The 24,442-nt window shown below is 38.9% G+C and carries 25 protein-coding genes and 2 riboswitches; of the genes, 7 read left to right on the forward strand and 18 right to left on the reverse strand.

What is annotated here, in order from left to right:
- From MVE01_RS06085 to MVE01_RS06100, 4 genes are all read left to right on the forward strand, one after another.
- A partial coding sequence (locus MVE01_RS06085) for a bacteriophage T4 gp5 trimerisation domain-containing protein (protein ID WP_472561284.1) occupies positions 1-598 on the forward strand: 598 nt, incomplete at its 5' end.
- Between the two features lie 2 nt (positions 599-600).
- On the forward strand, positions 601-1,167 hold the full coding sequence (locus MVE01_RS06090) for a DUF4123 domain-containing protein (protein ID WP_472561285.1): 567 nt from the start codon (positions 601-603) through the stop codon (positions 1,165-1,167).
- Positions 1,164-1,970 carry a hypothetical protein gene (locus MVE01_RS06095; protein ID WP_472561286.1) on the forward strand — a complete coding sequence of 269 codons (807 nt, stop codon included), beginning with the start codon at positions 1,164-1,166 and terminating at the stop codon, positions 1,968-1,970. Before MVE01_RS06090 ends, MVE01_RS06095 begins: the two co-directional genes overlap by 4 nt.
- Positions 1,970-3,448 (forward strand): phospholipase effector Tle1 domain-containing protein, encoded by a 1,479-nt coding sequence (locus MVE01_RS06100; RefSeq protein ID WP_472561287.1) that lies wholly within the window; start codon positions 1,970-1,972, stop codon positions 3,446-3,448. The genes MVE01_RS06095 and MVE01_RS06100 overlap by 1 nt, the downstream gene beginning before the upstream one ends.
- A 147-nt stretch (positions 3,449-3,595) precedes the next feature.
- On the opposite strand, the gene MVE01_RS06105 is transcribed toward MVE01_RS06100, so the two are convergent.
- The 11 genes from MVE01_RS06105 to MVE01_RS06155 form a co-directional block, all read right to left on the reverse strand.
- Complete coding sequence (locus MVE01_RS06105; protein ID WP_472561288.1) at positions 3,596-4,348, reverse strand: metal ABC transporter permease; 753 nt, start codon at positions 4,346-4,348, stop codon at positions 3,596-3,598.
- Entirely contained in the window at positions 4,339-5,220 is an 882-nt protein-coding gene (locus tag MVE01_RS06110; protein ID WP_472561289.1) for a metal ABC transporter substrate-binding protein, read from the reverse strand. The genes MVE01_RS06105 and MVE01_RS06110 overlap by 10 nt, the downstream gene beginning before the upstream one ends.
- A 9-nt stretch (positions 5,221-5,229) precedes the next feature.
- Entirely contained in the window at positions 5,230-6,540 is a 1,311-nt protein-coding gene (locus tag MVE01_RS06115; protein WP_472561290.1) for a porin family protein, read from the reverse strand.
- Positions 6,541-6,598: 58 nt separating this feature from the next.
- Positions 6,599-6,880 (reverse strand): hypothetical protein, encoded by a 282-nt coding sequence (locus MVE01_RS06120; RefSeq protein WP_472561291.1) that lies wholly within the window; start codon positions 6,878-6,880, stop codon positions 6,599-6,601.
- 37 nt (positions 6,881-6,917) lie between these two features.
- Complete coding sequence (locus MVE01_RS06125; protein WP_472561292.1) at positions 6,918-8,072, reverse strand: OprD family outer membrane porin; 1,155 nt, start codon at positions 8,070-8,072, stop codon at positions 6,918-6,920.
- A 47-nt stretch (positions 8,073-8,119) separates the two neighbouring features.
- Positions 8,120-8,344 carry a FeoA family protein gene (locus MVE01_RS06130; protein ID WP_472561293.1) on the reverse strand — a complete coding sequence of 75 codons (225 nt, stop codon included), beginning with the start codon at positions 8,342-8,344 and terminating at the stop codon, positions 8,120-8,122.
- Between the two features lie 277 nt (positions 8,345-8,621).
- Positions 8,622-10,742 carry a ferrous iron transport protein B gene (feoB, locus tag MVE01_RS06135; RefSeq protein ID WP_472561294.1) on the reverse strand — a complete coding sequence of 707 codons (2,121 nt, stop codon included), beginning with the start codon at positions 10,740-10,742 and terminating at the stop codon, positions 8,622-8,624.
- A 237-nt stretch (positions 10,743-10,979) separates the two neighbouring features.
- Entirely contained in the window at positions 10,980-12,170 is a 1,191-nt protein-coding gene (locus tag MVE01_RS06140; RefSeq protein WP_472561295.1) for an OprD family outer membrane porin, read from the reverse strand.
- 86 nt (positions 12,171-12,256) lie between these two features.
- A complete protein-coding gene (gene pgsA / locus MVE01_RS06145; protein ID WP_472561296.1) occupies positions 12,257-12,805 on the reverse strand; it encodes a CDP-diacylglycerol--glycerol-3-phosphate 3-phosphatidyltransferase in 549 nt (182 codons plus the stop codon).
- Between the two features lie 14 nt (positions 12,806-12,819).
- Entirely contained in the window at positions 12,820-13,920 is a 1,101-nt protein-coding gene (locus MVE01_RS06150; protein WP_472561297.1) for a hypothetical protein, read from the reverse strand.
- 60 nt (positions 13,921-13,980) lie between these two features.
- Positions 13,981-14,256: a hypothetical protein gene (locus tag MVE01_RS06155; protein ID WP_472561298.1), complete on the reverse strand. Its 276-nt coding sequence runs from the start codon at positions 14,254-14,256 to the stop codon at positions 13,981-13,983.
- Between the two features lie 136 nt (positions 14,257-14,392).
- Here MVE01_RS06155 and MVE01_RS06160 point away from each other — a divergent pair, with 136 nt between their 5' ends.
- Positions 14,393-15,010, forward strand: coding sequence for a porin family protein (locus tag MVE01_RS06160; RefSeq protein WP_472561299.1), 618 nt, complete (start codon positions 14,393-14,395; stop codon positions 15,008-15,010).
- A 97-nt stretch (positions 15,011-15,107) separates the two neighbouring features.
- Here MVE01_RS06160 and MVE01_RS06165 read toward each other — a convergent pair whose 3' ends face one another.
- The 7 genes from MVE01_RS06165 to cysS all read right to left on the reverse strand — a co-directional run bounded on the left by MVE01_RS06165 (position 15,108) and on the right by cysS (position 23,021).
- Positions 15,108-15,887: an enoyl-ACP reductase gene (locus MVE01_RS06165; protein WP_472561300.1), complete on the reverse strand. Its 780-nt coding sequence runs from the start codon at positions 15,885-15,887 to the stop codon at positions 15,108-15,110.
- 1 nt (position 15,888) lies between these two features.
- Positions 15,889-16,782 (reverse strand): 4-hydroxy-tetrahydrodipicolinate synthase, encoded by an 894-nt coding sequence (gene dapA / locus MVE01_RS06170; RefSeq protein WP_472561301.1) that lies wholly within the window; start codon positions 16,780-16,782, stop codon positions 15,889-15,891.
- 15 nt (positions 16,783-16,797) lie between these two features.
- Entirely contained in the window at positions 16,798-18,057 is a 1,260-nt protein-coding gene (locus MVE01_RS06175; RefSeq protein ID WP_472561302.1) for a M16 family metallopeptidase, read from the reverse strand.
- A gap of 118 nt (positions 18,058-18,175) precedes the next feature.
- Positions 18,176-19,246, reverse strand: a complete 1,071-nt coding sequence (locus tag MVE01_RS06180) for a quinone-dependent dihydroorotate dehydrogenase (protein ID WP_472561303.1) — start codon at positions 19,244-19,246, stop codon at positions 18,176-18,178.
- A 40-nt stretch (positions 19,247-19,286) separates the two neighbouring features.
- Positions 19,287-19,772: a hypothetical protein gene (locus tag MVE01_RS06185; protein ID WP_472561304.1), complete on the reverse strand. Its 486-nt coding sequence runs from the start codon at positions 19,770-19,772 to the stop codon at positions 19,287-19,289.
- A 24-nt stretch (positions 19,773-19,796) separates the two neighbouring features.
- Positions 19,797-19,872: riboswitch (cyclic di-GMP riboswitch) on the reverse strand.
- Between the two features lie 42 nt (positions 19,873-19,914).
- Complete coding sequence (locus MVE01_RS06190; RefSeq protein ID WP_472561305.1) at positions 19,915-21,618, reverse strand: ABC transporter ATP-binding protein; 1,704 nt, start codon at positions 21,616-21,618, stop codon at positions 19,915-19,917.
- A 2-nt stretch (positions 21,619-21,620) separates the two neighbouring features.
- The gene (cysS, locus tag MVE01_RS06195) at positions 21,621-23,021 is read right to left on the reverse strand and encodes a cysteine--tRNA ligase (protein WP_472561306.1); all 1,401 of its coding nucleotides are present in this window, start codon (positions 23,019-23,021) and stop codon (positions 21,621-21,623) included.
- Between the two features lie 102 nt (positions 23,022-23,123).
- Positions 23,124-23,203: riboswitch (cyclic di-GMP riboswitch) on the forward strand.
- 30 nt (positions 23,204-23,233) lie between these two features.
- Between cysS and MVE01_RS06200 the strand changes: the two genes are divergently transcribed.
- Both MVE01_RS06200 and MVE01_RS06205 read left to right on the forward strand, forming a co-directional pair.
- Entirely contained in the window at positions 23,234-23,755 is a 522-nt protein-coding gene (locus MVE01_RS06200; RefSeq protein WP_472561307.1) for a PAS domain-containing protein, read from the forward strand.
- 167 nt (positions 23,756-23,922) lie between these two features.
- A complete protein-coding gene (locus MVE01_RS06205) occupies positions 23,923-24,441 on the forward strand; it encodes a PAS domain-containing protein (protein WP_472561308.1) in 519 nt (172 codons plus the stop codon).
- Position 24,442: the final 1 nt, after the last annotated feature.

Below are 24,442 nucleotides of genomic sequence, written 5' to 3' on the forward strand. Positions count from 1 at the left end.
CACCATCAACATCGACAATGACCAGAGTGAAACCGTAGGGCATGATGAGTCTTTCAGTGTAGGTAATGACAGAACAAAAAGCATAGGACATGATGAAAGTACTGATGTAGGAAACAACAGAACAGAGTCTGTAGGTAAAGATGAGCGTATAAGCATTGGACATGACCAAAAACTAGATGTAGGACATGACCAGGAGATACACATCGCTAACTCTCAGTCTACCAAAGTAGACAAAGACCAAGTACTTTATGTAGGGAACCAGAGACTTGAAACAACCTATGCGAACTATACGCTTAAGACCAAAGGGCATTTTAGTCATACGGTGAATGGGAAACTTGACGTTAAAGCCGGAACGCACATCAAAGAGATCACCAAGCTTAAAGAGATGCACGGCAGTGACAGAGTAGTCTTTAAGTCTAAAGGTGGGACTATCATTATAGATGGCGGTGGGATAACGCTTAAGGGGAATGTGACTATCAAAGGGAATGTGGCAATCTCTGGTGGGAGTCCTGACTCTGTGGTTAAGTGGGATGCTGTAGTCAATAAGGGTGACAAAATTTGTCTAAAGTGTCTGCTTGATGATGTGATGAAAGGATAAAGATGATAGAACAACTATACAAGACAATAGACCCAAAAAAAATAGCGTATGAAGAGTATACCTTTCAAAGCTATGCCGTCATAGAAGGCGCTAAAGTACCGATGCTCTATAGTGATCTTGAGGAGGGGATTTTAGCGTATGATATACTCTTTCGTGAAGAAGCACTCAGAGAGAAACTGCAAACAAGAGGTCCCTTTTTTGTGCAGCTGGACTTTGAGAGTGAAGACGCAAAAGAAGAGAGTATGCAGCTTCTTGAGCAGTGCTACGGTAAAAACGCAATGCTTCTGTTTGCAACCCCTTTGCACTTTGCCGAAGCACTGGAGAGGATGCGGGAGATATTTTACCTCAAGGATGAGGCGGGTGAAGTGGAAGGGATTATACGATTTTATGAGCCTGATATTTTTAGAGAATTGATGTATGAGAGCTATAAAGAAATCCATTCTCTCTTTAACAATATCTACTGCTACTGGTGTGAAGAGAAAAAGCCGCAAACTGTAGTAGAATACCGCTACACCCCTAAAGGGATCGGCTACAGAAAAACAGATTTAACTGACAAGGAAACCTCATGAAACACCCTCTGCGTTATTTGGCAGCTATTGCGGTACTGATTGGACTCTATATTGTTGCAGTCGTGCTGCCCGATGCCAAAGCCTACGAAAAAGAGATGAAACAGAAAAACATAGACTACTATGAGTCCCGCTACGTTGACCCTGAGGAGTGGGCACAAGGCAGGGTCTGCGACAAGCTGCTTTGGAAGTGTCTGCCTGAGAGTAACGACACCAAACGGTGGCAGAAGCCTCTTGAAAATGGGCTGGATAGTTTTGAGCTGACTAAAGAGGTATTGGAAAAGGAAAAAGCCATCATTCAAAGATGGAGAGATGAAGAAGATGGAAAAGTAAAGGAGCAAAGTATGAAACTATCACAACTAAGCGAAGGCTTTTACGATAGAGTAGAGGCGAAGAAATTTCTTTCAAAAATGGAACAAAGACTCGCCAAAGAGTTCCCCGGATTCTGGAGAGATGTAGAGCTTGAGGTACGCTTTCGCTGGATACAGCGGGCGATGAATAAGGCGAAGAGGTTTGGCAGTGATCCTAAACAAAATAATGTTATAGTTGAACTCTGCGCCCGTATCGGACTGGACTTCGATAAAGATCCGAAATGGGATGCTATAGTCAAGTTTATCACCAGTGATCCAAGAAATATAGAAACTCATATGAGCATAGCCTGTGATTATATTGACTGGACTGTATTTGGTAAACCTGTAGGCTATAGCGGTGTACCTATCACCGACTGGTCAATGCGAAGAGCCATAGGCAAACTCCCTTACCCTAAAAAACCCTACCCCAAACTCCATGCACAAAGGAGCAGATAATGGCGTGTAAAAGCTGTAGATATGGTGTCTTTTTTGACGGAACAGGCAACTCGTTGGGCATTGACGGCGATGCCAAGAGTAACGTAGCAAAGCTCTATGAACTCTACCTTACCGGAGAGGTGCAGGATAACTTCTTTGTGGGGAAACACTATGAGGTGGGCATAGGTACCTACATGAGCAAAGCGCAATACGAGCTCTACCCCATACAACGCAAGATCGACAAAGGCTATGGTGGTGGAGGTGCCAAGCGCATCTACAAAGCAATCGATGTGGCGTGTGCTTTTTTTGATGCTCATCCTTTTGGTGATAAAAAGGAACAATTTAAGGTACGCACCATCGACGTTTTTGGCTTCAGCCGCGGTGCGGCAGAGGCACGGGACTTTGTGAATACGTTTTATTCTGATAAGGTTAAAAGACTCCAACAATACCAAGACATTCGCTTCAACTTCATCGGTATCTTCGATACCGTAGCCAGCTTCGGGGAGGCAGGCAACAATATCAACATGAAGCCTGCCAGCAGTGATTTCGCTCAGGATGTCAGTGAAGCTGACGGACTGGGAGATGAACACACAGGAAGCAAGCAGATCAAAAAAAAGAGGATCTTTGCCACACAGCATGAAGCCGATGCCTTCGCTGCCAAAAAAAGAGAAGCGGGTTGGGAGATACTCTACAATGCAAAGGGCACGGTAGTGTATGCCCAACAAGAAGAGATACTCTATACCCCTTACAACTTCGATCTCAAACAAGGTGCAAACGCTTCAGCCAAACATATCATACACTTCATCGCTCACGATGAGAAGCGATACAACTTCCCTCTTACCAATATTGCAAGTTCAGGTGGATTTGAATGCAAGATGATGGGTGTACACTCCGATGTAGGCGGCGGATACCCCAAGCAGATGACACAAGCGCTCTCCTTTAGGGTTGATTACAAAAATATTCAAGCCAGAGCCAAAGCCAGAGCACAAGGATGGCAGGAAGGAGAAGTCTCTTACTTTTACGGTACGCCTACAAGCATTAAGATGACAAAAAACAAAGTAGTGAGCAATGCACTCTCTGTAGTCTATCTACATCTGATGACACTGCTGGCAGCAAAGTATGATGTTCATTTTAAAGCACCTTCAGAGAGTATAGCCGCTGAACTTATGCCTTATTTTGAAGAAAGTAAAAAAAATATTCTCAATGCATATGCCTATGCAAACACACCACAAGGTGCTTTGATCAAAAAAGAGTATGTTCACTACTCCGCAGTAGATATTGCCGATATAGATACATTCAATGATGGAGATACTAAAAAGCTTGACATGCTTACAGAGGATTCTCCTGATCTTATGGGTGGTAATGACATACGTTATACCGATAAGATATCAGGGAAAAGAGTAGATGCCAGAGAACATCCCGCTTTCCCAAGAGAGAGACTTGTCACCAAACGAGAGATTTTTAACAATGATCCCAATGGGGCTATTTTGCCTGTGTAGATGCCTAGAAGTTTGTAAATTTTAGGAAACCTCTAATTTCCACTCGTTCCATTGCTGTGGAACGAAAAAACCTTATAAAACCTAAGGCTTATAGTAAAGATGAAATGAGGATGAGAATGTTTAGGGTACTTTTAATAATAGCAAATTTTATTCCCTGCTATTATTCCCAACTACCAACGCACTCAACACCCCAATCAAAGAAGCAATAAAAACGATGGTATATCCTGTAGGTAAATCCATAGTGTAAGAGAGTATCATCGAGACAATAATAAGTACAGAACCCATCACCCATGAAAAAGCCAAGGGTCTAAACTTGCTTTGCATTAAGGCTAAAAAAGCAGGGACGATGAGCAGTACAAAGACTACCAGTACCCCTGCGAGTTGTACAGATGAGGTCACCGTGAGTGCCAAGAGACTAAAAAAGAGAAGCTCCTTGGCTACGCCTGTAAGTTTATGATAAAAAAGAAAAAACACAGTTGCTACAAAACCATAGAGTATTAAAGGCTCCCACAAATCAGAAGTCGTGGTAAAGAGAATGTCAGTAGCTTGTAGTTTGTTAAAGAGTTCTGTACCCTGAGTGGTGTTGGAGAGCAGCACGATAATACCACTCGCACCCAAGGCGTAGAGCATACCGATAAAAGCTTCTATATGTTTAACCCTGTAGCTTGCCAAGGTGATGAGTCCTGCCCCGATGAAGGCAAAGACAAAGGTGAGGGCAAAGCTGTATTTTCCATCAAAAAAGAGTAGACTCATTGCCACGCCTATGGCAGCGAACTGTCCTATGGCAAGGTCTGTAAATATGACCCCTCGTTTGATGATTTCCAATCCAAAAATGGCATGGATAAACACCAACAAAATCGCCAAGATAAAAGCAGGGTAGAGCAGTACAATTAGTGACATAATCTCTCTCTAATGGTAGTGTAGAATGACTCTAAACTTTTTGTACCACTGACACTGCCTACATCATGAGGTAAAACAACTACTTTTGCATCAGTTTTTCCTGCGATGAAACGTGCTGTTTTTTTCTCGTGGTAAGGGTCTTGTAGTATGGTGGTAATATGCTCTTTTCTCATCTGTTGTATCAGCTCTAGCGTATGCTTAGAACTAGGAGCAATGCCTGGAAGTGGCTCTATGTTGGCTACAGACTTGATGCCATAACGTTTGAGTAGGTAGTTGTAAAGTTCGTGGTACTGGATGACCTTTTTACCTTTACAGCTTTTCATCCCTGCATCAAAGGTATGTAGAAACTGCTTCCATTTTTGAGTAAAGGCTTTGAGATTATCTTGGTATTCTTTTTGGTGACTGGCATCGAGTGCACTCAGTTTTTTAGCGATACGCTTCGCCATAGGCAACACATTGTGTGGGTCAGTGTCAAAGTGTGGATTTCCCTCTGGGTGTATGTCTCCCATAGAACGTGAGACAGATTTGGGTACATCTATGAGGTGGATGGCACGGCTGATGTCTAAAAAACCTTGTGAGCCTATGCGTACTTTGGGGTTATTGGCACTTTTAAGTAGGGGTGGAAGCCAACCTATCTCCAGTCCTGCACCATTGGCTACGAGTAATTGGGCACGTGCGATGGCAGGAATGAGCGAGGGTTTGGGTATGACAAAGTGTGGGTCACGCTTGGGTGAAGCAAGGACTTTCACATGTACATTGTCTCCTCCTATGGCTTGTACGATTTTCCCTAGGTAAGGGTAAGATGCCACAACGTTGAGTTTGGCAAAAGTGAGTGTGGAGAGTAGGGTAAGTAATAGTAATAATCTTTTCATGTTCTGCTCCTAAAATGCATGTGCGCCATGTGCGCCTGCTTCGATGGTAACTCCCAAAAGAATCTCTGAAGTGTTTTTACGTTCATCATTGATGCCAAATACTTTGGATCTGTCATAGGTATATTGCAGTCTGAATTTGGTAAATTCAAAAGGTTTGTACTCTAGCATAGCAGTATATTTATCCAAATCATCTGGCTGTGCATCTAGATTTTTGTAGAGGTCATCATAGCGTACCCCTGCTGCCCAGTTCTGGTCGTATTGGTAGATAAGTTGGGTGTAGAAACCTGCCTGCTTGAGCGTTTCGGTACTCGTTTCTTTGTTTCTGTAAAGTAACTCAGATTGCCACATAAGAGTGCTGTACCCCTCCAGTGCTGTTTTAAGTGTAAAGTCTACACCATAGATGTCAGTATTGCCACCTTCATTGTTTTTACCATGAAGTATGGACGCTCCTGCAAGTGCTGTCGTGTCATCACTAAGGTCAAAACTGCTTTTGAGGTAACCAATGTAAAGGTTATTTGTCTCCGTATCTCCAAAGCTAATGTCGTTGTTGCCCTGTAAGGCTTCAAAGCCTGCCATAAGGTAGGTATCTTCTGTAGGTAGAACCCACTGAAGCTGTACGCCTGCATCGTTGATGCCTTCTGTACCAAGTAACCCTTCAAATACAAGTGGTTGAGAGGTAAAGTGCCAAGAGTGTTGGTGCTTGGCATTGATGCGTCCAAAGTTACTTCTAAATTTACCTACTTTGGCACGTAATCCATACGGCATGCTTCTACTGGTAAGGTAGGCTTCCTCTATCTCAAATGCATCGGCTTTAAGGTGAAAAATAGCATCGGCATCAAACCATGGTCCTACGGTTGAATGTAATGCCAACTCAGCATAGTTTAGGTTAAATCCTCTGTTTTTGTTAAACGGTATCTCTGCCTCTTCATTAGCATCATAGCTGCTGAACCCTGGGATGTAATAGCTCTCATAGGTACTGTTGTCTACATTTCTAGAGACCATTGAACCATCTAAAATCAGTGCAATATCTGGCAAAAATGATTTTTGGTCAAATGTTTTTGCTGTCTGTACAGTAGGCTGTTCCTCTTGTTGTGTTTGGGCTACAGCAATCTGTTTTTTAGCCTCGCGTATTTTTTTGGCTTGGCTTTTTGTTATTCTTGACTGTCTAGCTTGTTTTTTTTCCAGTTGTACTACACGTTTTTGTAATGCCTGTGTTGTTTTCATCTGTTGGGCTAAAAGCGATTTTAACTCGTCTAGTTCACTTTGTGCAGAAAGCATTGTTGATGCACAGAGTGAGAGAATTATGAGTTTTTTTGTCATTATTTTTCCTCTTAATGTATAAAATATATTGATATGAGTATGGTGTGTGATATTTTAGTTATGAAAATAAAAGAGGTGGAGCTTGTGCGTAAAAACCTTTTGGAATTGGGCTGACATAACTTAAGTATAAAAAGTTTAGAGGTAATTCATAGTTGGAGAGTACAATAGCAACCAATGGCTCAGCTACAACATCTCCCCCATGCATAGAGTTTGAAAGCAGACAGATTTTACAGTCTGTGTGTACCCCTGTCACATCTTTATGGATATGCGTGGCACTTGCAAATGCACCCAGAATATAAAAAAGAAGAAGCAGACGAGTGATCATTTTATGATGTTTCATGCCTCCTCCTTTTTAGTGGCATTATACTCTATTGGGTTTAAAAATGATAATTAGCAAATACCCTCAAATGTTTGGCTGTGTCTTCTCCCACGTTTTTACCATCTAAATCAGAGCAGATCATATGCATTTCAATCTGTTTGTTTATCTGATAACTAATGTCCAAATCTGTTTCAGTGGCTTTTTGACTGTTTTCATTTTTTAAAATGGCTTTACTAAGCCCTAGTGTTAAACCATCTATCCCTATGCTATTGGCATCCCACTCTACACCAAACCATGTCTGACTCCCATTGCTGCCTGCATTGTCTATGATAAGGTATTCAGAATTAGAGAAAAATGGTCCACCCCCAAAGCCAGAAGTGACAGCATTTCCATCTGCTTTGTTGTAGGCTGCACCAACCGTGAGTCCAGTAGCTTCATGACTTATGCTTGTATTGATCCCATAGACTGAAGCATCTTTCTCTTCCAGATAGGTTTGTTTGGCATATTGTACGCCTAGCCCATACCCCATACCATAAAATGAACCTTCATAGCTTGCCTCAAGGTATGCAATACTATCTATCTCTGCATCCTTTAGGCGATAGTACCATGCATTAAGATTAAAATGTTTGATACCTTCATAAGTGACTCCTAACACTTGCATGTTGTTTGTACCATTGACACGGGTAAATTGGTCTACTACTTCTGCATCTACTCCAGCCATCTTTTGTATCTGTCCTAAGAACAGTGTAGTATCAGGAATGTCTCTATTTTCTAAAATATAAGCTTCAAAAGTATTGGGTACCATACCTATGTCATCTACCTGTGCAAAGGGTGTTTCTATCTCTTGTCGACCTAACTTCAGTGTGGTTTTACCTAGCACTGTTTTTAAGTAAGCTTCTCCAAGTATGGTGTATGAGTGTGCAACCTCTCCCCTAAAAGGAACAAGACCCTGATTGTCTGCAGAGTCAAAGCTGTTGGAAGTATAGAAACTAGCTCCCATGCTTATACTAGAAATAGGAGCTGTCTCAATGTGTAACTTCCCTCCCAATGCACCATGATTAAATGTATCATTATCTTTTAGATTGTGTATTTCGTATCCTGCTCTCACATAACCATCCACTGTGGCATTCTGAAACGCATTAGTTATTGTATTGGCATTAATTACAATAGTCATTATCATTAAAATTGTTATACTTTGTACTGTTTTATTCATTTTATTTCCCTTGTTTATTGTGTAGGGTGGTAATGCCTACCCTACGGTTAAATTTTTTCTACTTCAATCTTTTCTGCCTCATCTCTACGTAGTGCAATGAGGGTAGCGCCTACTTCTATCTCCATGGTCTGTTTGGCAAGAGAACATCCTTTTACCAGGAGTTCCTCTCCACGCATTACCCCAAAAGAGTTAAGTCTGTCTTTGAGTGCTTTGTTGGCATGGATCTTTAAGATCTCTGCCTTATCACCTTTTGTCAGTTCTGTTAATTTCATCTATTTATCCTCCTATTAACCTGAATTCGATGGAATACTATATCCACAAAAGCCTAAAAAGAGGTAAGATTTTCAAAATCTAATTCGTAGGACTAGCTGTAGCTAATTCAAGAATTTTATTTGGGAAAGATTGCCTCTTTTTAGGGTTCCCTTTGGGTTTTACGAGGTTTCCCATATGCTTAGACAAATTTTTTTGAATTAACTAGTTAGTCCTGTAAAAATCTGTCGTTGCCTATGAAAAACCTCGTAAAATTGTGGATATAGTATTCCGTTGAACTCAGGTTATTATCATTAATGTAACTCTGTAAGCCAGGAAACTTAGTATCCAAGCACTGGCAGTGGTCATCACAAAAAGATAGACCAGATATTTCCATCCACCTGCTTCTCTTGCAAAGACTGCTGATGCTGCAAAGCATGGCAGGTAGATCATAACAAAGACAATGAAGGCAACGGCTGATGCCAACGGTATCTGTGCACGAATCTGAGCGAGCAGACTGTTACTCTCCTGATCTACCTGATCACCAAGGGAGTAAAGCACACCAAGGGTTGAGACGACTACTTCTTTGGCTGCCAGTCCTGCTTCGAGTGCTACAGACATTTTCCAGTCAAAACCAAGTGGTGCAAAGAATGGCTCACTGGCATGACCGATCTTTCCAAGGTAGCTCTGTTCAAGCAGTTTTGCCTGAAGTTCATTGTCCAGTGCTGCCTGTACTTTTTTGTTTTGGGTCTGTTCTATTTTGGTCTGGTAAGTCTGTTCAATTGTTTCATTTTTAGGATAATTGCTCGCAAACCATACCATTACAGAAGCTGCTAAAATGAATGTACCGGCTTTGTTCAGGTAACTTTTTGCCTGACCATATACAGTATGCCAGATGAGTTTGAGTGAAGGCATACGGTATTTTGGCATTTCCATCACAAAAGGTTCATCATCTCCTTTAAAGACAAATGTTTTCAGTGCCTTTGCCATAAAAAGACCAAGCATGGCACCTGAAATATAGATAAGAAAGAGAATATTCCCTGCCTTCTCTTGTCCAAAAAAAGCACCTGCAAAGAGTACATAAATAGGCAGTCTGGCACCACAGCTCATGAATCCGATGATGAACAGGGTTATGAGTCTGTCTTTTTCATTTTTAAGTGTACGTGCAGCCATGTATGCCGGTACGGAACATCCAAATCCGGTAACTAAGGGGATAAAACTTTTCCCATGCAAGCCAAATTTATGAAAAAATCCGTCAAGTAAAAATGCCACACGGCTCATATACCCTGTAGTCTCCAGTAAGGCAATACCCAAAAAGAGTATGATAATGTTCGGTAAAAACATGATCACTGCACCCACACCGCCTATGATACCGTCAGCTATTAAAGAGGCAAGTTCTCCATCTCCAAGCAGGGTACGTACTTCATCGGCCAGCCAGGTAAATCCTGCATCAATCCAGTCCATAGGTACATTACCAAGGGTAAAAGTCAGTTGGAAAAGTCCCCACATAAGAAAAAGGAAGAGGGGGATACCCAAGATTTTATTAATCATGAGATTATCAATTTTTTGTGTAAGATTCTTTGCCCGCATACTTTTAACTGACATGACCTCCATCTTTGCACCTTTGGCAAAGGCAAAATGTTCATCGGCAAAGATTTCACTCAAATCTTTGGTGTTATAATGAAGATAAATATGCTCCAGTGCTTCTCTTATAATTGGAAGTAATTCAATCCAGATAGGCTCATCATGCATTTTTTTATACACATCTTCATCTTCCTGCAAAAGCTTCACGGCAAGATGGCGGTAGGGAAGAGATGTTTTGTATTTTTTCTCTTTCATAAAGCTAACAATACGTGCGATCTCTTCTTCTATAGGATCAGAATAAATGACTTTAGAAGTAGTCTGTTGTTTTTCAAAAACTTCAACAATGGCATGCTTAAGCTCCTCTATACCCTCTTTGGTATTGGCAGAAGTTTTAATACACGGGACACCTAAAATAGCAGAGAGTTGCTTTTCATCTATCTCTATACCTTCTTTAGATGCTTCATCACTCATATTAAGGGCTACAACTACTTTTTTACCAGTTTCAAGAAGTTGGGTTGTAAAGAGGAGATTACGTTGTAGATTGGTTGAGTCTACGACATTTACGATGATATCATACTCATCACTTTGCAGGAAACTTTTAGTCACTTTTTCTTCAATGGTATATTCGGTAAGTGAATAGGCACCGGGAAGATCAATGATATGCACTTCGTAATCTTTACAGGCTACTTCATCACAAATATTGAAAATGACTTCAGTTTTATCTACGGTAACTCCGGAGAAATTTCCTACTTTGAGTTTGGCATTGGAGATGGCATTTATTAGAGAGGATTTTCCTACATTGGGCTGACCTGCCAGTGCAACTATAATTGGTTTCATGGATTAACTATCCTTATATTTATAAAGTAAATTGAAAACTATTATCATTTAGTTTTTCTAGAGGTAATTTACTCTTTTGATGCTTAAGTAAAGTTAAAATGAGAGTTATTATCAATAAAAAGTTTTATTTTGAAGATAATACTTTAAAAAAAGAGAGAAAAGAGAAAAAGTATTTCCCAAACACTCCCCAAAAAGGAGAGTGATGTATTCAAAAGTTTGGGAGATTACACGTTTGTATTAAAATTTGTAAGTTGCAAATACTTCAAGTGCATTTACATCATCAGCATGAGATACATTTGGCTTAGTATTTGTATATACAGTACCAACATTAATACAGTCAGTTACATCATAACCTAAGATGAGGTCAGTTTCGTTACCGTTATCGTAATCAGCATATGATAATTCTGCACTGAGTCCGGCAAATTTTGTTGAAGCACCGATTTTGAAAGCATCTAGGTCTTCTCCATTCCATGAATGAGAAACAAATGTATTCCAAGAACTTGTATAAAGCGAATCAACACCTACATAACCTGTTTGATTATCTTGGATTCTGTTGTATGCTGCATAAAGATCAAAGTTTGCAACGCTACCGGAAACCTTTACCCCGTATGCGGTAGAAGAATCAGCAGTATTATAGTCAGTATTTGCATATTGTGCTTCTACTTTTGCAATACCAAAGTTATAACCACCATCTACATATACTTGTGTATAGTAGTCAACATTTCCTGCTGCAGCACCTGAATCTACATTGTAGTACCAAAGGTTTCCACTGATCGTTTTATTGTCATATGCTGCACCAAATGCATAGTTGTTCTCATCTACAATTCCTGGAGTTTTATCACTGTTAAGATTTACCCAAGTATTACCAGAGTTGTTTGGTCTCCATGTCCTTAAATATGTACCTACCAATGTAAGGTTTTCGATTGAGTTGTTAGCAATCGTATATGCTTCAAATGCACCTGGAGCCAATAACCAGTCAAAACCACCTACCATAGGAGAGGAAAGAAGTTGACGACCTAAGATTAAAGTAGTATCACCAAATTTTGCAGTAATGTTCGCAACATTAATGAAAGCACCTGTTTGAGAATTTTCCATATATCCACTATTTCCACGCCCCTCATCATCCAATAAGTTAGCATATCCTACTGCAGAAAAGTTTGCTGTGATACCGTCAAACAGTTTGTGGGATACATCAAATGTTACAGCTGTACCAAGTTGAGAATTTTCTTTTGAAAATATATCATTTGGTGTAGTATCTGTTGTATAATAGTATGCAACTGCTTTAGAGTTGATTGTTGTGTCACTGTTACAAGCTTCTGCTTTAATAGCCGGAGTTTCTACTACTGGCTCAACAGGAGCTATGTCCCCACCTGCAAATGCAGCACTTACAGCCAATGCTGCAACTAGGCTAAGTTTTGTAAATTTCATTTTTTTTCCTTGTTTTAAATTGGATAGGGAAATATACCATAAGTTAACAAAGGGTAAATGAAATAGAATGATTAATTTTTAGGCAATTAAGTGTATAAGGTACTATTTTGGAAGAAATCCCTTACATATTCATATCCTGAATAGAGTGTAAGTAATACAGCGGTCCATAAAAGAAATTCAGCTCCAGGCCATTCCATCAGTAAAAAACCGATGGCAATCATCTGTACAACTGTTTTTACTTTACCCATCCATGATGCAGCAATGTCAAGTCCCTGACTTACAGCAGAAACACGGAGTCCAGTTATGAAAAGTTCACGGGTAAGGATGAGAAAGATCGCCCATGCTGAAGCACGATCAAGTAGCATAAGCCCCAAAAATCCTGCAAGAGTCAACATTTTGTCAGCTAGAGGATCAAGGATCTTTCCCAGAGTGGTGACCTGGTCAAATGTACGCGCGATGTATCCGTCAAAGAAATCTGTTGCACTTGCTACTACGAAGATAAATGCAGCCATGTAGTCAAGCCAGGTATAATGTATACCGCTTAAAAGCAAACTGTCACGATTCACCAGCAAGAAAAACATTACCGGTGCAAGTAAGAGACGAATAAAAGCTAAAATATTTGGGATATTAAACAAAATGAAATATCCTCTTACAATTTCTTACTGAAAACAGCCATTACTTTTTTATATTTTCCAACATTGATCTTTTTGGCAATATAAACTTTTTTCAAAGATCTTGGGTAAAGAGATTCAATAACAATATAATATGTTCCTGCAGGTACACCAAAGAAATTAAAATTCTTATTTAAGTCCAGTGTTGTGCTATTAAGGTAACTTACTGCAGTAGGTGTAAGATTTTGTCCTTTATTCTTTAAATAATAGTTAGTGTACCAATGATTTATTTTTGCACCAACGGGCAATAGGTAAACCTTTTTTTGGGCTAAGTCTATTTCTTGTCCTGTGTGATCAAGATATATAACATGTCCGTGAAGTTCAGAAGTACCAAATTTTTGATAGGTTTTATTGATTCTTTTAAAACGAAGAGGCTGAGAGAAAGAAGGATTATAGACTGTGATGGTTTCAGTTTCAGTCTTCTTCTTTTGTAATGCTTGAAGTCGTTTTTGTTTTAAGCTTTCAGCCTCTTTACGGTTTTTCTCTTCCATTTTCTTTTTTAATGCTTCAGCTTCCTGAAGTTTTTTTGCTTCCAATAAATTTGCAGCTTCCAATTCTTTACGCTTTTTTAGCTCACGTTGCTCTTTTTCCAAAGCCAGTTGTTTCTCTAATACTTTTGCCTCAGCCTCTTTCTTTTTTGCTTTTAATGCCTCTATTTCTTTTTGTTTTTGTAGACGTGATTCTTCAACCCTCTTCTCTTCTAATGCTTTTACCCTTTGGGTTTGGAGTGTTTGTTGCTCTTTTTCTTTTAAAGCTTTTGCATCCTGAAGTTCTTTGGCTTTCTGTGCTGCTTTTCTCTGTTTTTCCCTCATGCGTGCAAGTTTGGCTCTTTGCGCTTGTCTCTGGGCATATTTTTGTCTTTGTTTTTTTACTCTTTTTTTCTTGAGTTCTTTCTTTACAGCCGCTTTCATTTTGGAAAGTTCATCATTCGTACTTTTGGTCGTGTCTCGTATATCACTGCTCATTTGTGCTGTGATCGTGTGGGTAGCAGGGGTTGAAGTAAGTACATAACCTCTTTCCGCACAACCGGAAAATAAAAAGAGTGTTGCCAGAAGAAGAAAAAGTCTGTTCTTTAACATAGTTGAATCCTTGAAAATGAATTTATAATAATTTTAATTAGAACCTTGCATATTAAGGTTCTATATGAATACCATGATCCCAATGATCAAAATAAAAATACCGGTTATTGTGTTTTTTGTAGAATTTTTTAAAGCGTTCTCTTTGTTTCCATCTTCAATTGCTCTTACTTTACCGGTTGCCCTTTGAAGATTTTTTGTTTTTGTGTTGGAGGAAGCAGTATCTTTAAAAATCTCTTTTTGTATATGTGTCGGTATGATACTTTGAGCTCTTTCTGCACATCCGGTGAATGTTAAAGTTGAGATAAACAGTAAAATAAGCAATATTTGTTTTGTCATGATTTCCCCATTGCATATTGTGTAAAATAATTATAACTTTAACGTAATATTGGTAAAAGAGAGATTTGTTCTTTAGATATTAAGCTTATACAGTATACAATAACCTAAAATTTGTTATGTGGACTAGGGGAATAAAATGAAAAAAGTAGTAAGTACAGTAGCGTTGTTGGCAATAGCAGGTAATCTTTTAATGGCTGGTGGGGATATCGCTCCGGTTGAGCCAAAAGTAACTATACCTGTTAAAGAGACAGTTGTTGTAGACAATGTAAAGTATGATGGTTTCTATGCAGGTGGTGCTTTAAGTTATTTAAGAATGAATGAAAATGGTATTTCAAGCGGTTATGCACTTACGATACTGGCAGGTTACTATTTCAACAAATATTTTGGTATAGAAGGTAGATATACACGCACAATAGGCGATGTGGATGTAGATAACGGACCGACTACCGTTTCTCAAAGTGATGTACTTAGCAATGTGGGTATCTATTTGAAACCAATGTATAATGTTACGACAGGATTTTCTATCTATGCTCTCGCAGGATACGGTAAGTCAAACTATGAGAACAGTGCAAAAAATATTGATGCAAGTGAAAGTGGTGTACAGTGGGGACTTGGTGCCAAATATGAACTAGCAGGCGGTTTAGGTTTCTTTGTTGATTATCTAAATATGTATAGTGATGACAATTATGACGGTATTGTAGCAGAAGATATACTCTTTAATGCAATGACTGTCGGTGCAACCTATACATTTTAAAACTACTTGACACATTCTGAAGAATGTGTCAAAATTAACTCTTAACTCTTAACTCTTAACTCTTAACTCTTAACTCTTAACTCTTAACTCTTAACTCTTAACGAAAAGTAGTCCCACCGTCTACTACCAGCGTTTGACCTGTGATCCAAGATGCTTCTGGTGTACAGAGGAAATATACTGAACCTGCAAGATCTTCCGGACTACCCATTCTGTTTACTGCTGAACGTTTGATGGTTTCAGCTTTTACCTCTTCATAGTTTGTAAAAGCTTTTAGTGCATCTGTATCAATAGGACCACCTGAGACGGCATTAACCCGAATACCCATCTCTCCCAGTTCAACAGCAGCATAACGGCTCATAGCTTCAACAGCTGCTTTGTTCGTACCGTGACCTGCATAGTTTTCTATGTAGATGAGATTACCTGTTGAAGAGAGGGTAACAATGGCACCGCCACCCACTTTTTCCATACGTACAGCAGCTTCCTGTGAACCACGTACAAAGGCACCAACGGTTGCAGTAAAGATATTTTGAAGTCCTTTGGTCGGACGAAGTTTCATAAACTTGCCGTATCCTCCTACGACAGGACGACCATAGATCATCGCATTGGAAACAAAGAAATCTACTCTATCAAAATCTTCATCGATGGCTTGGAAAAGCGGTTTAAATTCATCTAGTTCTAAAATATTCAATGGGTAAGCTTTGGCTTTAATTCCATATTTGCTTTCCAGATCTGCTGCAATATTATTGGCTGCTTCTTTGTTGCTGTTATAGGTAAATGCAACATTTACACCGTTTTGTGCAAATTTCTCGGCAACAGCTTTTCCGATCCCTTTAGTAGCACCTGTAATTACAAGTGTTTTACCTTTCATTTCTGACATCTTAAGCTCCTACAACTTTATATTTTTTCATCACTTCTTCTATTTTTTTCATATTCCCACTGTTAGGTGCTACCAATGGCAGTCTGTATTCCAATGTACCTATAAGACCGGCAATATACATGGCAGCTTTGATCGGAATAGGATTGCTCTCACAGAACATGACTTTATTAATAGCAAAAAGATCATCGTTGATGGCTTTTGCTGTTTTAAAATCACCTTTCAGTGCGGCATGTGCTAAATTAGCTTTCATATCTGGTAGAAGGTTGGATGTCACTGAAGTGATTCCTTTCCCCCCACTTGCCAAAATGGGAAAGTCAATAGCATCATCCCCTGAAAAAACGTAAAGATCAGGCACTTTGGCCAAAAGTTCGACAGTTCTTTCTATAGAGCCTGTTGCCTCTTTGATACCCATGATGTTTTCTACATCATCAAAAAGTCTTTTGACAGTGTCAGGTAAGATGTCAACCCCAGTACGTCCAGGTACATTGTAAAGCATAAAAGGTACCTTCACCGCTGATGCTATGGCTTTATAATGCTGGTAAAGACCTTCCTGGCTAGGTTTGTTGTAGTAGGGGCTTACAGAGAATAGAGCATCTACACCACATGCTTCTGCATGCTTGGCGATGTCTATGGCTTCATGTGTGGCGTTTGAGCCAGCACCTGCCAGTACTTTTGTGTTTGTACCTTTACAAACCTCTACAGCAATTTCTATACATCTTTTATGCTCATCATGGCTCAGTGTTGCGGACTCTCCGGTAGTCCCTACAGGACAGACAGCATCGATACCATTGTCTATCTGTCTTTGGATGAGTGTGGCAAAGGTTGCCTCATCTAAAGTACCGTTTTTAAACGGAGTGATCAGTGCAGTAGTAGCACCTGTAATGTAATTATTCATTCTAAGTTTCCTAATTTAGTTACTTTTTTTCAAGATCACAGTGGTTGAAAAATTGTGATCAAAATACTTTTTAGCCACACGGCTAATATCTTTGAGTGTAATTTTATCTAATTTCTCTTCATATTCAAGTAAAGGCTGAATATTTCCTTTTGCAAAATAGTCTCCATAAAGTCCTGCAACAGAGCTTGAACTCTCTAAAGAGTAAATAAATTCTGCTTTAGTATTGATCTTTACCTTGTCAAGTTCAGCTTGTGTTACGTCACCGTTTTTAATTTTTTCCAATTCTAAAAGAATCTCTTTTTCGACATTTTCCGGTGTAACTCCAGGAGCACAAAGTGCCATAATAAGAAAAACACCGGGATCTTTCATTTCCATATTATATCCGTATATCTGGTTTACAAGATGTTTTTCATGTATGAGTGTTTTCTCAAAACGGCTGCTTTTCCCACTGCTTAAAATATGACTTATTGCAGAAAGTACCACCTGATCATCATCTTCAAAATTTGGGATAGAGTAGGTCATTGCAATGGTATCGACTTTATTGCTTTCTTTGTGCAAGATGGCACGTTTACTACCGTCTACTTTAGGTTCTACTGCATGTACTTTTGGTATTTTATGTTCATTTTTTATGGTTCCAAAATATTTTTCAGCCTCCTTGAAAACAAGTTGGGGATCAATATCTCCTGCAACTACCAGAACAGCATTGTTTGGTTGGTAATAGGTATGGTAAAATTTTCTAATATCTTCAATCTTCCAACTTTGGATATCTTCCATAAAACCAATAGGAAGCCAATGGTAAGGATGGTAAGTGAAGTGTGTATTGAATATCCTGAAGTAAAGATATCCCATAGGATTGTTGTCTGTTCTAAGCCTTCTCTCTTCCGCGACAACATTACGCTCTTTTTGGAACTCTACCTCTGTCAGTTTGAGATTATGCATGAGTTCTGCAAAGAGATCAAAAGTCATACTTAGGTTTTTGCTGGCTGTTTTAATGAAATAGTGTGTTTTATCAAAACCGGTTGCAGCATTATTGACACCGCCCTTACTTTTGACGATCACATCAAATTCACCTTCTTTAAGCTTTTTGGTCGATTTAAAACTGAGGTGTTCAAGCATGTGTGCCATACCGCTTTTACCCATAACTTCATTTCTACTGCCTACTTTGTAGTAGATATCTGTAGTAATGACTCCGGAGTCATTATCCATAGGAATAACAACAATTTGTAATCCGTTCTCTAATGTTTTCGTAAAATGTTCTGGTAGTGAATTTGCCATTAATGTTCCTGTTAATAGTAAGCATGAAATTAAAATATTTTTCAACACTTCTTTCCTTTTATTCTTGGGTCAATAGTATCGACCATTTATTTATATACAGATACCTGGTGGTACTTTACTATTTCCAATCTGCTCCGATAGCTTCCGAAATATGAGTGTAACCATCTTTCTTTAATAATACAATAATCCCTTCGTTAATCTCTTTAATAAGTGTAGGACCCTTGTAGACCAGCATAGAGTAAACTTGCACCAGTGAGGCACCGGCTTTAATGCGTCTGTAAGCCTCTTCTGCTGAATCTATACCACCGACTGAGATAAGTATGGTCTTGCCATAAAGTGCCTTACCTATGGCTTCAAAAAGCCGATAAGACTTTTCTGTAAGCAGCGCACCGCTGATACCGCCAAAATCTTTTTTGCGAGGACTGTCTGTCAGCGAATAGTCAATGGTTGTGTTGGTAGCGATGATCCCTGCTGCTCCTGCATTTACTGCTGTATGACAAAGATCAATGGCATCCTGTATTTCCATGTCAGGAGCGATCTTAAGAAAAACAGGTTGATCCGTAATACGCTTTGCCAATGCGAAGATCGCTTTGATAAAATGTTCATTTTGCAGATCTCTAAGACCCGGAGTATTAGGGGAAGAGATGTTGATGACAATGTAATCCCCGTAGTTTTTAAATGCTTTAAAGAGTGTTTCGTAATCATTTAGTGCTTCATTTTCAGGCGTTATTTTGTTTTTACCGATATTGATACCGACAGGGTAGTCAAAAAAGTAAAGTCTCTTGAGTTGTTGAAGCATGTAGTGGCTTCCCTTATTGTTAAAGCCCATGGCATTTTGGATAGAGTTGTCTTCAATGAGTCTAAAAAGTCTGGGTTTTACATTACCTGGTTGTGGTTTGGGTGTTACTGTGCCTATTTCTGTAAATCCAAAACCAAGTGCAGGCATGGCAATGATATACTGCCCATTCTTGTCAAAGCCTGCACCAAGTCCAACAGGGTTTTTGAAAGTACGACAAAAAAAGCTTTGTTCAAGAACAGGGTCTTCTACAAAATAGTGTTTGGTTAAATATTTTTGTAAAGGTGGACAGTAGGAAACGGCTTTTAACCCTAATCCAGCCAGGGTATGTGCTGTTTCAGGGTCAAGTTTAAAAAGTAATTTTTTGAGGGTTTGGTAAGAAAAAAAAGACACGATAATCTCCGTAATAAATTACAAAGATTATAGCTAAAAGTCAATAAAAGTAGTGTAAGGCGAGTGTTCCGCCCTGGATATTATCCAAGGTGTCAAATTCTTCAACTTTATAGTAATGGTAACTGAGATCAGCATCTATTTTGTCTGTTGCATAGATGATAAGTCCCAAATCCCCTCCATAAAAATATCCGCGGGTATCTGTCAAACTGCTGTCTTCATATTTTACAGTTCCCAAACTAAAGCCTAAGTAGGGTCTTACTTTAGGAGTTCCGAACATTTCATCCATGAGTATTTTATCGATCTCCAGAGCAAAACTTTTGTAGCTGCTGTTTCCAAAATAGCTAAACATAGTACGCCAGTCAACGGTTTGTTTACCATATCTTATTCCTAAAGTTGTTTCATTATTGCTGTGTGCAATATCAATACTCTGCGTAGAGACAGTAACACCTAAAAAAGGAAACTCTTCGGTCTCTTGGGCAAAGAGAGAGCTAAAAAGAAGTGAAAAGAGAACAAGTATTCTCGACATGGGGTATCTCCAAAATAAAATAAATAATGTAACCCGGCTGACTTAAGTAAGTCCCGTGGCTTTCTGTCCCATCTTTACAAATGGTTTAGCAATATAAACAGTATCATATCTTTATTTGTGTTAAGAAAATCTTACTGTGTTATTATAATTTTTTTGCTAATTGCCTATATGTCCCACACTCCTGTAATAGAGAATAATGGGTGCCCTGACAGATGATCTCTCCTTCTTTAAAGACCAATATCGTATCGGCGTCTTTAATCGTACTAAGTCTATGGGCAACAGTGAATGTGATCATTTCTGATTTAAGTGCATGTAGGGCTTTCTGTATGAGTGCTTCACTTTTGTTATCAAGCGCAGACGTGGCTTCGTCAAGTATGAGTATATCAGGATTTTTGTAGAGTGCACGTGCCAAGGCTATACGTTGTCTCTGCCCTCCAGAAAGGTTGTCTCCACTTTCAGATAAGACAGTATGGATACCATTATCCAATTTTTCAATAAACTCCATAGCATAGGCTTTTTCTAGTGCTTGTTGTACACGATTTTCATCTATCTCTTTAGCATAAGCAACATTGGCTGCGATGGTGTCGTTAAAAATGTAAATACGCTGCGTTACATATGCTATTTTTTTGTGAAGTGAAGGCAGTGTAAAACTTCTATAATTTTGATCATTGATAAGGATATCGCCACTACTAGGGTCATAAAAACGTACGAGTAGATTGACCAATGAACTTTTACCTGCCCCTGAGTCACCTACCAATGCGACGGATTCACCTTTTTTAACTTCAAGCTGAATATTTTTCAGTGCAGGTGTGTCACCATAATATAAGGAAATATTGTCAAGTGTTATACTTTCAATGGTGTTTTGAAGTTCTTTTTCTCCAGAAACTATCTCCGGTTTTGTGTTTAATAGTTCATGCATACGTGTATTGGCGGTGATGGCATCTTGTGCTTTGTTATAAAGAGAGGAGAGACGCTTGATAGGGGTATAGAGCATAAAAAGTGCTGTAGCAAAGGCAAAGAATGCACCTACTGTCATATGCTCATCAATGACTTCTTTCCCTCCAATATAGATAACCATACCGATGGCCACAGCACCCAGTATTTCCATAATAGGTGAGGTCAGGGCATTGGTTTTGATCTGTTTCATAATGAATTTAAAGACATTTTGGTTTTCTGCTTCAAAACGTTTTTGCTCATAGATTTGTGAAGAATTGGATTTAATCACTTCAATGTTAGATAAAATTTCTCCCAGTCTTGTAGTCATGTCAGCAGTACTTTCTTGTGAAAGTTTGGAATATTTACGCATTTTCTTTGCCAGAAGTGTCAATGGGAAAATAGCCAATGGCATGATAATAAGAAAATAAAAAGAGAGCTTTGGACTTTCATAAATAACGTAGCCTGTGAGGGCAAGTACAGTGAGGGTTTCTCGTATGAGATCAGGAATGATATTTGCTACAACAACTTGTATACGTGTAATGTCATTGGTGACACGAGAGAGGATCTCCCCTGTATGGATAGTTTTAAAAAAGTCCATATCCATGTAGGTTAAATGTGAGACAAGTCTGTCACGTAGTTTTCGGACAACATCCTGACCTATGTATGATGTGTAATAAGTTTGTATATAGCCACCTATACCTTTAAGGGCAAAAACACCAACCAAAAGAAAAGGCATAAGTGTTAACATTTGTGTATCTTTGTTTATAAAAACATCATCAAGTACAGGTTTAATAAGCTGTGCTGTACCTGCCGTACCTACAGCAACAGCTATCATTCCTAGGATTGCAAAGAAGAACTGTTTTTTGTAACCGATGAGGTAAGGCAGATACTGTTTTAAGAGGTTTTTCATGATCAGATCTTTTCCCAGACAGTACCGTCTGCAGTATCCATAAGGGAGATTCCCATTGCTATAAGTTCATCACGTATGGTATCAGAACGTATAAAATCTTTTGTTTTTTTAGCTTCAATACGTTCAGCCACCAATACTTCTATTTTTTCTTTTAGTGCATCGTCTACACCGATTTGAAAGTAAGAGAAAGGCTCTTTACCTCCAAAGCCCAAAAGTGTTTCCATGAATTCTATATTTGCAATGGTCTCTTTTTTTAAACTTTTATCTTTGGGATTTGCATCTAAGGTATCATTGGTGTTTGCTATCATCTCGTCTATAACAGCAAGAGCCGTAGAGATATTGAGATCATCGCTCATTGCATCAAGGAGTACCTGTTTAAAATTTTTATTGACCATTGAGCCTTTCCCAGGACTGACACGCTTTTTAAGCCTATAGAGTTTATCCAGTCTTTTTTTCGCTGTAAGCAGATCCTCTTCGTTGAAGTTAAAGTCATTTCTGTAGTGTACAGAGTTGAGGTAGTAGCGCAGTACTTCCCCGTCATAGACTTTGAGTGCATCTTTGAGAAAGAAACTGTTTCCCAAAGATTTACTCATCTTCTCTCCGTCTATCTGTACAAAACCGTTATGCATCCAGTATTTGGCAAGTTCATGCCCTGTGGCACAACGACTCTGTGCTGCTTCATTTTCATGATGTGGAAAGAGCAGGTCTGCCCCGCCTCCGTGGATGTCTATACTGTACTCCTCTGTCCCTTTGAAGTATTTTTCTATCATGGCGGAACACTCTATATGCCAGCCGGGACGACCTTTGCTGAAAGGGGTATTAAAGCAGATATCCTCTTCGCCTTTACATGCTTTCCAGAGAGCAAAATCTTTAGGATTTCTTTTTTCAGAAATATGTTCCACACGACTTTGTGTCTCTTCATCGTCAGCTACACGGTGTGAGATCTCTCCATAATGCGTATCTTTAGATGTGTCAAAATAGACATCCCCGTTGTTGACTATATAGGCACAATCTTTATCTATGAGCTTCTGTATCATTGACTCAATCGCCTGAAGTGATTCTGTAGCTTTTGGTTCTATATCGGCACGCTGTACACCCAAAGCCTGCATCTCATCAAGATAGCGTTCTATGTAAAAAGAGGTGATTTCCTCCATGCTTTTGCCGGTAGCTTCTACTTTTTTGATGATCTTGTCATCAATATCGGTAAAGTTCTTTGCCATGGTGACTTTATAACCCAGTGCCTTGAGTATACGAGAGAGCAGGTCAAAAGCCAATGAACTACGTGCATGACCTAAGTGTGCATCATCATAGACAGTAGGCCCACAGACATAAATGCTTGCTTCTCCTGCATGAATAGGTTCAAAAGGAACTTTTGTTTTTCTGACAGAATCATAGAGTTGCATAGTATAGATAAACCTTTGATCATTAATAATGCTGTGATTATAGCTAAAGTTTGGTTAGGCTTGTTGTTTGACAATTTTTTGACATTTTTTATGTATCATATGTTTTTTATAAGCCAAACTTATCGTGAGGTAAGGACGGAAAGCCACGGGACTCTTGGTATTGAGTCAGCCGGGTTGCATTATGTAGATACATATCAACACGGAGTCAAAGTATGAATAATCCTCTTATTATTATAAATACGATCACAGGGGAAAAGATATTTAAAAGTCTGCCGGTGAATGAAGAAGTATTTTTTGACGGTGGTGTGATGATCACAGAAACAGATATCAACGGTATTATTACCTATGCAAACCGTAAATTCAGAGAGATGACCGGTTTTTCAAAGAGAGAGCTTATTGGCTCTCCACATAGTATCAATCGTCATCCTGATATGCCTAAAGGTGCATTTAGAGGGATGTGGAGGACGATCACAGACAAGAAAATATGGAGTGGATATATAAAGAATATGCGAAAAGACGGTAAATTTTACTGGGTGCAGGTATTTATTCAGCCTAAAGTAGATGAAGATAATACAATCATAGGATATGCGGCTACCAGAAAAATAGCTACTCCAGAAGCAGTAAAAGAGATAGAGGAAATATATAATGAACTTCAGGGCGATGAACATATAGAACATAAGTTCTTCATGAGCGGAGAGGTCATCTACGGTGAAGAGATAGCAAGCCGTAGTTAGACTGTTCTATATTGCAGTTAGCAATATGTTGTTGACATACGTTTGCTATTTTTGTATTATGTATAAATTAAAGTCATTGATCATTTATAAAATAACAAATCATAAAGTCTTTTTTAATCTTAAAAAATAGTTGGATTAACTTTTGGATTACATAAAATAGGAAAACCATGATGAACAATCCTCTTATCATAGAAAATACAATTACAGGTGAAAAAATATTTAAAAGTCAGCCGGTTGATGAAGAGGTGATTTTTGACGGTGGTGTAATGATCACTGAAACAGATACTCGAGGGATCATCACTTATGCAAATCGTAAATTCAGAGAAATGACAGGATTTAGTAAAGAAGAGCTTATCGGTTCTCCACATAGTATTAATCGTCATCCTGATATGCCTAAAGGTGCATTTAGGGGTATGTGGAAAATCATATCATCTAAAAAAAAGTGGCGTGGTTATGTAAAAAATATGAGAAAAGACGGTAAATTCTACTGGGTACTTGTCTATATTCAACCAAAACTTGATGAAAATGATAAGATTGTAGGTTTTATAGCAGGCAGAAAAATAGCTTATCCTGAATCTATTGAAGAAGCAAGTGCATTATATGCGAAACTTCATGGCGATGAGCATATAGATGATAAGATTTTCACAGATGACAGTTATGACAGTTACTTGAAAACAGGGAAATGAT

The sequence above is a fragment of the Sulfurovum sp. genome, from assembly GCA_026990595.1.
Lineage (GTDB): Bacteria > Campylobacterota > Campylobacteria > Campylobacterales > Sulfurovaceae > Sulfurovum.